Source organism: Methanococcoides sp. (assembly GCF_030594565.1).
Classification (GTDB): domain Archaea; phylum Halobacteriota; class Methanosarcinia; order Methanosarcinales; family Methanosarcinaceae; genus Methanococcoides; species Methanococcoides seepicolus.
In genome coordinates this window covers 1-6,523 of the sequence record NZ_JAUVEY010000123.1, presented here as the reverse complement: position 1 = coordinate 6,523, position 6,523 = coordinate 1, and the positions used below count along the sequence as shown (strand labels likewise).

The window sequence follows — 6,523 nt, the reverse complement described above, 5'->3', positions numbered from 1 at the left end:
ACAATTTTATGCCCTTCATAGAAGATAGTACCTGCAAGGACTGTCGGTAGCTCACCGGGCTGCCCGCCCAGCTTCACTCCGGCAATATTCACGATATTCTGTTCCTTCTGGAAACAGAACATACTGCCACCCACCATATCCTTTGGGACTGTCATCCTCTTCTTCACAACTTCCACAACAAAAGGACCTTCGCAATATGAACCGTCCTTTGAGCTGTATTCATCAACGATATTGTATATTTCATCAATATCAGTAAGCCCTATGCGGTCAATTATAGTAACCTGTTTCTGGAAACGTTCGATGGCATCCTTGCCGATGTTCTCCACAAAAGGAATGGCACCGTCCGAACCAATTATGCGACCATCATCATCGATGCCGTTCTTATGAAGTGCAATAAGCGTCTGTCCTGCAAGGTGACCTTTTGATTCATTGCCACACAGCAGCACATACCTTATATTGGAATTTGAGATAGTGTTTATGATGATCTTTTCCGCACCAAGGTTCTCGGTCTTGCAACTACCCCACATAGCAGCTTCTCCATACGGTTCCAATGAACTCGCAAGTGTGATAACAGCAATACAGGAATCCTCTTTACCGGATACACAATCCCCTTTTACAACAGGCCAGTCACAGGCAACAGTTTCTATGTAAACACCCCTTAATTCGATCCGTTCCTTTCGTTCTTCATGTCCACAAGAGCACTGGCAAGCATTATGGCTTTCGTATAATGGCCACCCACTCGGGAAGTATCCACGAAGACATGATCATCCATCAATACCGGCGCACCAATACCGTCCCCTCCGCCGAGGAAAACAAGTGTCCTGAAGATCAGGTTGCCGGTTATACCATCCGGAGCAAAGATAAAGTTCGCTTCCTTGATAGCATCTTCGATGAGTATTGTATAATGCTTTGCACATATACCGTTTTCCCGAAGCCGGGCTGCAAGGAAATCCCCATCTGCAAGGGTACGGTCGATCTTCTCGTGCCTGCCAAGATCTCCCATTCTGCCCCCTGAAAGTATGCCCACCACAGGCTCGATATCGAACCTGCGTATATGTTCGACACCAAGACGCACAAGGGTTATCTTGTCCGAAAGGTCATTTCCCTCATCGATACCGACAGGAGCAAGGAAGAACGGGACACCATCCGCACTTATCAGAAAAGCCATGCGATACAACTTATCTATGCCAAGGACATACTTAAGATGGGAAAGAGTGCCGGAAGCATTAGCAGTGCCTCTTACCGCAGCATCCACGGAACCGGAAGCAAGCAGATCACCAAGCACCATCTCAGGTTCATGGGTATTGATGATCTCAAGAAAAGTTCCCACAGAATCGATCTCCTTTTTATCCCCTACGAGAATAACGTGAGCATAACCTGAATTGTGGGCATTCTCGATACTGGAGATCATCTTTGCAGAAGGGTTCCGAACTCCTATGGCGACCTTTGCTACATTTGAAATAGCCCTTCTTCTGACAACATCCATAAGATCTTCTGTGCTGCTTTGCCGAGCCACGATACACCTGCCAGAAATGATATTAATTAGAATCAAAAAGAAATGCAAACATTAATTACTTTTCCCTTTTATGTAAGGTATGATCACAGATGGCAGAATCTATCGAATGGGTTGAAAAATACCGACCACGGTCCCTTACGGACATTGTAGGCAACAAAAAGTCTGTTGTGGATATGCGTGAATGGGCACAGTCATGGCTATCAGGAACGCCTGAAAAAAGAGCGGTCATACTGCATGGTCCTGCAGGTGTTGGAAAGACCTCTGCAGCACATGCACTTGCCAGGGACCTTGACTGGGAGACCATTGAACTTAACGCAAGTGACCAGAGGACAGCAGGCGTCATTGAAAGGGTCGCTGGTTCTGCATCAAAGATGAGCTCCCTTACAGGAACCACTGCAAAGAGACTTATCATACTTGATGAGGCCGATAATATCCACGGGAATGCCGACAGAGGAGGAACTCGGGCCATCGGCAACATTATAAAGAAGACAGATCACCCCATCGTGCTTATTGCCAACGATCTCTATGGACTTACACCTTCCATACGTTCACTCTGCATTGAACTCAAGTTCAATTCAGTACAGGGACGTTCCATGATACCGGCACTTAAGAGGATCTGTGTCGAAGAGAAGATAATGTGCGGTGTCGGAGTTCTTGAAAAGCTGGCGGAGAACGCCGGAGGGGACCTGCGAAGTGCCATTAAAGACCTTCAGGCAGTGGCAGTCGGAAGGGATGAGATACACATAGAGGATATCGCTACTTCCGAAAGGGATACAAAAGAGTCGATCTTCAAAGTGCTTGGAAAGATATTCAAGAACACAGACCCAAAGAAAGCACTGGAAGCTACCTATGGTCTTGATGAGACCCCTGAGAACCTTATCCACTGGATAGACGAGAACCTGCCTTTACAATATGGAACTGAAGAAGGCACAGAGGAAGACCTCATCACAGGATATGGGCATTTGGCCAAAGCGGACAGGTACCTCGGCCGTGTAAGAAAACGACAGAGCTACCGTCTATGGAGATATGCAGGTGCCCTTATGACATGCGGTACCGTTGTTTCAAAGACCCACGTTGGCCGCGGGTTCACAAAGTACCAGCCACCATCGTTCTGGCGAAAGATGGGACAATTAAGGGCAAAACGTGATATGAGAGATAATATCGCTTCAAAGATAGCGGACCATGCCAATAAATCCATGCGATATTCACGCACAGACCTTGCACACCTTTACGGCAGGATGCTGGAAGAAGACGAATATGCAGCAGATGTCACTTTCGATCTTGAACTGAGCATTGATGAGATGGTCTATCTCACGGGCAAGAAAAAGGTCACAAAGGACATACAGAGGATACATGACCTCGCACAGGCAAGACGACAGAGCCTTGGACGCGATGAAGGTCAGGCGTTCTTTGAGAAGAAGCCTAGAAAACAGACACCTGACAAGAAACAGATGGACCTGACACAGATGATCAACAGTGCACCTCAAGAGGACAAGGTCGAAAAGAAAGAGACCGAGAATGTACCTCCTGTAAAAAAGAGTGCATCAAAGCCTAAACCGCAAAAGACATTGTTCGACTTCTGAAATATAGCATTGCCCTTGCATTCGAGATCAAGTAAAAGAAGGGAATTTCAAGATATTGAGACACAAACTTAAAAGGTGTGTCAATATCAACGGTTTACTTTATCAGATAATCCATAAGAGCCCTTATTTAGTAAATTAATTTTTCAAAATAACTTGGCCACATTTGCTCATGACCCTACCTTAAAGGCTTCTTATCGAGCTTATTGTAAAGCTAAATATAGTTTGGTCAGAATAGATAGTAAGCTATATATGAAATAGGGACTGAACTTAACATACATAATTTATTTGGTGGTCGGGGGACACAGATGAAAATGCTAAAAGGACTATTAGCTGTGCTTTTAGCAACCAGACAATCTGTAAAAACTGTCCATTGAAGGTCAATTATATTTGATACCAGAGATGGTGTAAAAGTAAATAATTGCTAAATCAAAATTGGGGTAATGAATATGTTATACATGGAAATCAGTACATGGGAACCAGAGAAACGTGATCTGATACTTGAACACTTCAAAGAGATCAAAGTGCCTGCAGGAGTAAAGGTACACGATCAATGGGTAGATCTAACAGGATCTCGATATTTTATCTTATATGAGTGCGACGATGCGGAAGCTTTTGCAGCATTTAACCTTCCATGGTCAGATATTTGCTACATTGAAACTGTTCCTGTAATGAAATCAACCGATTTCATATCAGTAATGAGCAGAAAATACTAAGGCCAGATATCAAATATCGCTAAAAAATTAATAATGCATGAGATTCACCATGAAATTCAAAAGAATTTCATTTTTTTATATGGTGTAATTATTAAATCAAAATTGGGGAAATGAAAATGTTATACATGGAAATCAGTACCTGGGAACCAGAGAAACGTGATCTTATAGTTGAACACTTAAAAGAACTGAAGATGCCTGCAGGAATAAAGGTACACGATCAATGGGTCGATCTCACGGGAGGAAGATATTTTATCCTGTATGAATGTGAGGATGCAGAGACTTTTGCAAAATTCAACCTTCCATGGTCGGATGTGTGCTACATTGAAACTGTCCCTGTAATGAAATCAACCGAGTTCATATCACTGATGAGCAGAAAAAGCTGAGATCCGAGAGATGGTCAAAAGTAAATAATGCAAATGTGATCCAGGACGATATTGAAGCCAGTAATGGATCAATGAACATCAATTACACAGTAATAATGCCATGAGATCCTCTTGGATCTAATTTTTTATGGTATAATTGTTAAATTAAAAGTGGGGTAATTAATATGTTATATATGGAAATCAGTACTTGGGAACCAGAGAGTCGTGATCTCATACTTGAACACTTTAAAGAAATAAAAATGCCTGCAGGAATAAAGGTCCACAACCAATGGGTCGATCTCACGGGAGGCAGATTTTTTATCCTATATGAGTGCGACGATGCAGAGGCTTTTGCAACATTCAACCTCCCATGGTCGGATGTGTGCTACATTGAAACTGTTCCTGTAATGGGAGCAAACGAGTTCATGACAATAATGAGCAAAAGGAACTGAATCCCCTTTTTTCAGGGGATTATTTTTATTTCTTTTTCTTCCTTTCCTATGAATAATTTAATGGGGCCAATTGGGAATGCTTTTGTTGGATATCCGTAAGCAAAATTGCCTTCACTGTCTGAAACGATTGTTTGCGAAGCTTTAATCTTCAATAGAACATTTTCTGCACTTTCAGTTTCTCCATTTATGATTATATCATAGTTTCCTGAAGGAACATCTTTGTCAATGTATATCGCCCGCCCATTTTCAGCTTCTCTGTACTGCTTAAAAGGTATAAGCATTCGGACCGTGAAGGTCATGTTCCTGACATTATATGCCTCGACCCGGAATTCGTTTGGTATTGAATTTATCGCCACGTCATCGAACCTGTGTTCATACTTTTTATCATTAACAGGAATTGACATCTCGAAATTGACGTCTAATTTTATACTTTTTTCAGGTTTTGTTTTACCTGAGATCATTAGCTCCTCGCCTTGCTTTAATTGAATAGCAGATACATCCCATTCAATCAGATCTCCATGTGAGATTTCAGGAACTGGTCTATAGAACAATGAATTTATTTTTTTGATGAGCGTAAGGAATAGATTATAATCTTCTTTGATCGTAATGATCCCCCCATATACTAGTGATCCCCACAAGTACCTAAGATAATAATGTTCTGCATTTATATCTAAATGAATTTGTGACTTTAGATGCTGATCTTCCTTCAATTTTCAGGAAAAGTAGCCGAGGTATAGTAGAAAAGTTAAGACAAGGTTGTAATTACTTCTGGTTCCACCAAATTCCCCCATTGGCCTATACAATTACATTAAAATGTATACTATTTAGATTTATTGAGAAGTTGTCATTTTGAACATATTATCCTGATTTGACAGAACATAGATACGATAATTCATTCCTTGCATTTTGTTTTCCGCTTTGCAAAGTAGATCAAATGATTTTCATAGAGTTTGAAGAGTGTAAAACAAAGAGTCAGAAGAGTCAACAACCACCGGTTGAAACCAGTGGCATCCTGCTCACTATAGGTGAGATTTACTCTTTGTTACGGTTCCTTCTGTAGATTGCGAATGCTCCTGTTGGAATTATCAATCCTAGGATAAGGGTGATCAAATTGGGGGTGAGCATAGTTCGTTTAAGATGGCTTGCGTTATCCTCATATGAATGTTCGGGATCGGTGTCCATAACCTCAACACTTATCTGGGTATCCTTGTCTTCCATCCCTACAATGGCAAATGGTGAAAATGAGTCCGGTTCTGCCTGATAGTAGGCAATACTATCACGGGTCTCAATATATGTTGTTGGGACATTTTCCCATTTATCGGTTTCAGAGTTGTAATGCATAATGAAGACCCTGTGGGGTTCGATGTTGTTCTCTTCAAGCCATGCAGTATTTACATTGAACTCCAGCATTGCGTCCTTTATGTTCTTTGGAACGGCGAATCCTTCATAGCCCACCCAGATGTTCAGGTTCTTGTAAACAGTTCCTTGTGGTGTTTCTTTTACAAGTTCTGATGTTTGTTTAAGGACCTCTATGGTGATGGGTACACTTTTGGCCGTCACGCCGGATGTGAACTTTATGTAGGTAACAGGATTCGCAGTTCGTTCAAAATGATGTTCTACAGGTGTGCCGCTAAATACCCTCAGGTTAGCAAAATCGGTTGTCAGGACATTCTTTGCGTCTTTGTCAGGGCTTGTTCCGGCACCGCTTCCGCCAGAGCTACCACCTGAGCTGGAACTGTCGCTTGGGGTGCTTGCGTCATCGGACAAGGAGTTCAAGTGTATCGTCTTTGTCTCGCCATCGATGGTCAGTGTGAAATCCCCTTCTGGCATGGAAGTGGTCGAATACTTGAATTCGTAACGGCCTTCCTTTACCGGGATCTCGCTTGTTGCGGTGATC

8 protein-coding genes are annotated in these 6,523 nt (G+C 42.4%); 4 read left to right on the top strand and 4 right to left on the bottom strand.

All coding sequences use genetic code 11. From position 1 onward, the window contains the following. A partial coding sequence (locus tag QAS77_RS09540) for a hypothetical protein (RefSeq protein ID WP_305065188.1) occupies window positions 1-578 on the bottom strand: 578 nt, incomplete at its 3' end. Between the two features lie 80 nt (window positions 579-658). After that, complete coding sequence (gene mtxX / locus QAS77_RS09535; RefSeq protein WP_305065187.1) at window positions 659-1,486, bottom strand: methanogenesis marker protein Mmp4/MtxX; 828 nt, start codon at window positions 1,484-1,486, stop codon at window positions 659-661. A gap of 119 nt (window positions 1,487-1,605) precedes the next feature. Here mtxX and QAS77_RS09530 point away from each other — a divergent pair, with 119 nt between their 5' ends. The 4 genes from QAS77_RS09530 (at window position 1,606) to QAS77_RS09515 (ending at window position 4,626) form a co-directional block, all read left to right on the top strand. Beyond that, the gene (locus QAS77_RS09530) at window positions 1,606-3,099 is read left to right on the top strand and encodes a replication factor C large subunit (RefSeq protein WP_305065185.1); all 1,494 of its coding nucleotides are present in this window, start codon (window positions 1,606-1,608) and stop codon (window positions 3,097-3,099) included. A 446-nt stretch (window positions 3,100-3,545) separates the two neighbouring features. Then, window positions 3,546-3,812 (top strand): DUF3303 domain-containing protein, encoded by a 267-nt coding sequence (locus QAS77_RS09525; protein ID WP_250869113.1) that lies wholly within the window; start codon window positions 3,546-3,548, stop codon window positions 3,810-3,812. A gap of 116 nt (window positions 3,813-3,928) precedes the next feature. Next, window positions 3,929-4,195, top strand: a complete 267-nt coding sequence (locus tag QAS77_RS09520) for a DUF3303 domain-containing protein (RefSeq protein ID WP_250869115.1) — start codon at window positions 3,929-3,931, stop codon at window positions 4,193-4,195. 164 nt (window positions 4,196-4,359) lie between these two features. After that, on the top strand, window positions 4,360-4,626 hold the full coding sequence (locus QAS77_RS09515) for a DUF3303 domain-containing protein (RefSeq protein WP_250869116.1): 267 nt from the start codon (window positions 4,360-4,362) through the stop codon (window positions 4,624-4,626). An 11-nt stretch (window positions 4,627-4,637) separates the two neighbouring features. On the opposite strand, the gene QAS77_RS09510 is transcribed toward QAS77_RS09515, so the two are convergent. After that, window positions 4,638-5,336: a hypothetical protein gene (locus tag QAS77_RS09510; protein ID WP_305065181.1), complete on the bottom strand. Its 699-nt coding sequence runs from the start codon at window positions 5,334-5,336 to the stop codon at window positions 4,638-4,640. Between the two features lie 322 nt (window positions 5,337-5,658). Further along, window positions 5,659-6,523 (bottom strand): PGF-pre-PGF domain-containing protein (locus tag QAS77_RS09505; RefSeq protein WP_305065179.1); only part of this gene is annotated, 865 nt, incomplete at its 5' end.

What these genes read in the sequence shown, in the direction of transcription:
- mtxX (WP_305065187.1), bottom strand. Translation starts at nt 1,486, where the DNA reads ATGGATGTTGTCAGAAGAAGGGCTATTTCAAATGTAGCAAAGGTCGCC.
- QAS77_RS09530 (WP_305065185.1), top strand. Translation starts at nt 1,606, where the DNA reads ATGGCAGAATCTATCGAATGGGTTGAAAAATACCGACCACGGTCCCTT.
- QAS77_RS09525 (WP_250869113.1), top strand. Translation starts at nt 3,546, where the DNA reads ATGTTATACATGGAAATCAGTACATGGGAACCAGAGAAACGTGATCTG.
- QAS77_RS09520 (WP_250869115.1), top strand. Translation starts at nt 3,929, where the DNA reads ATGTTATACATGGAAATCAGTACCTGGGAACCAGAGAAACGTGATCTT.
- QAS77_RS09515 (WP_250869116.1), top strand. Translation starts at nt 4,360, where the DNA reads ATGTTATATATGGAAATCAGTACTTGGGAACCAGAGAGTCGTGATCTC.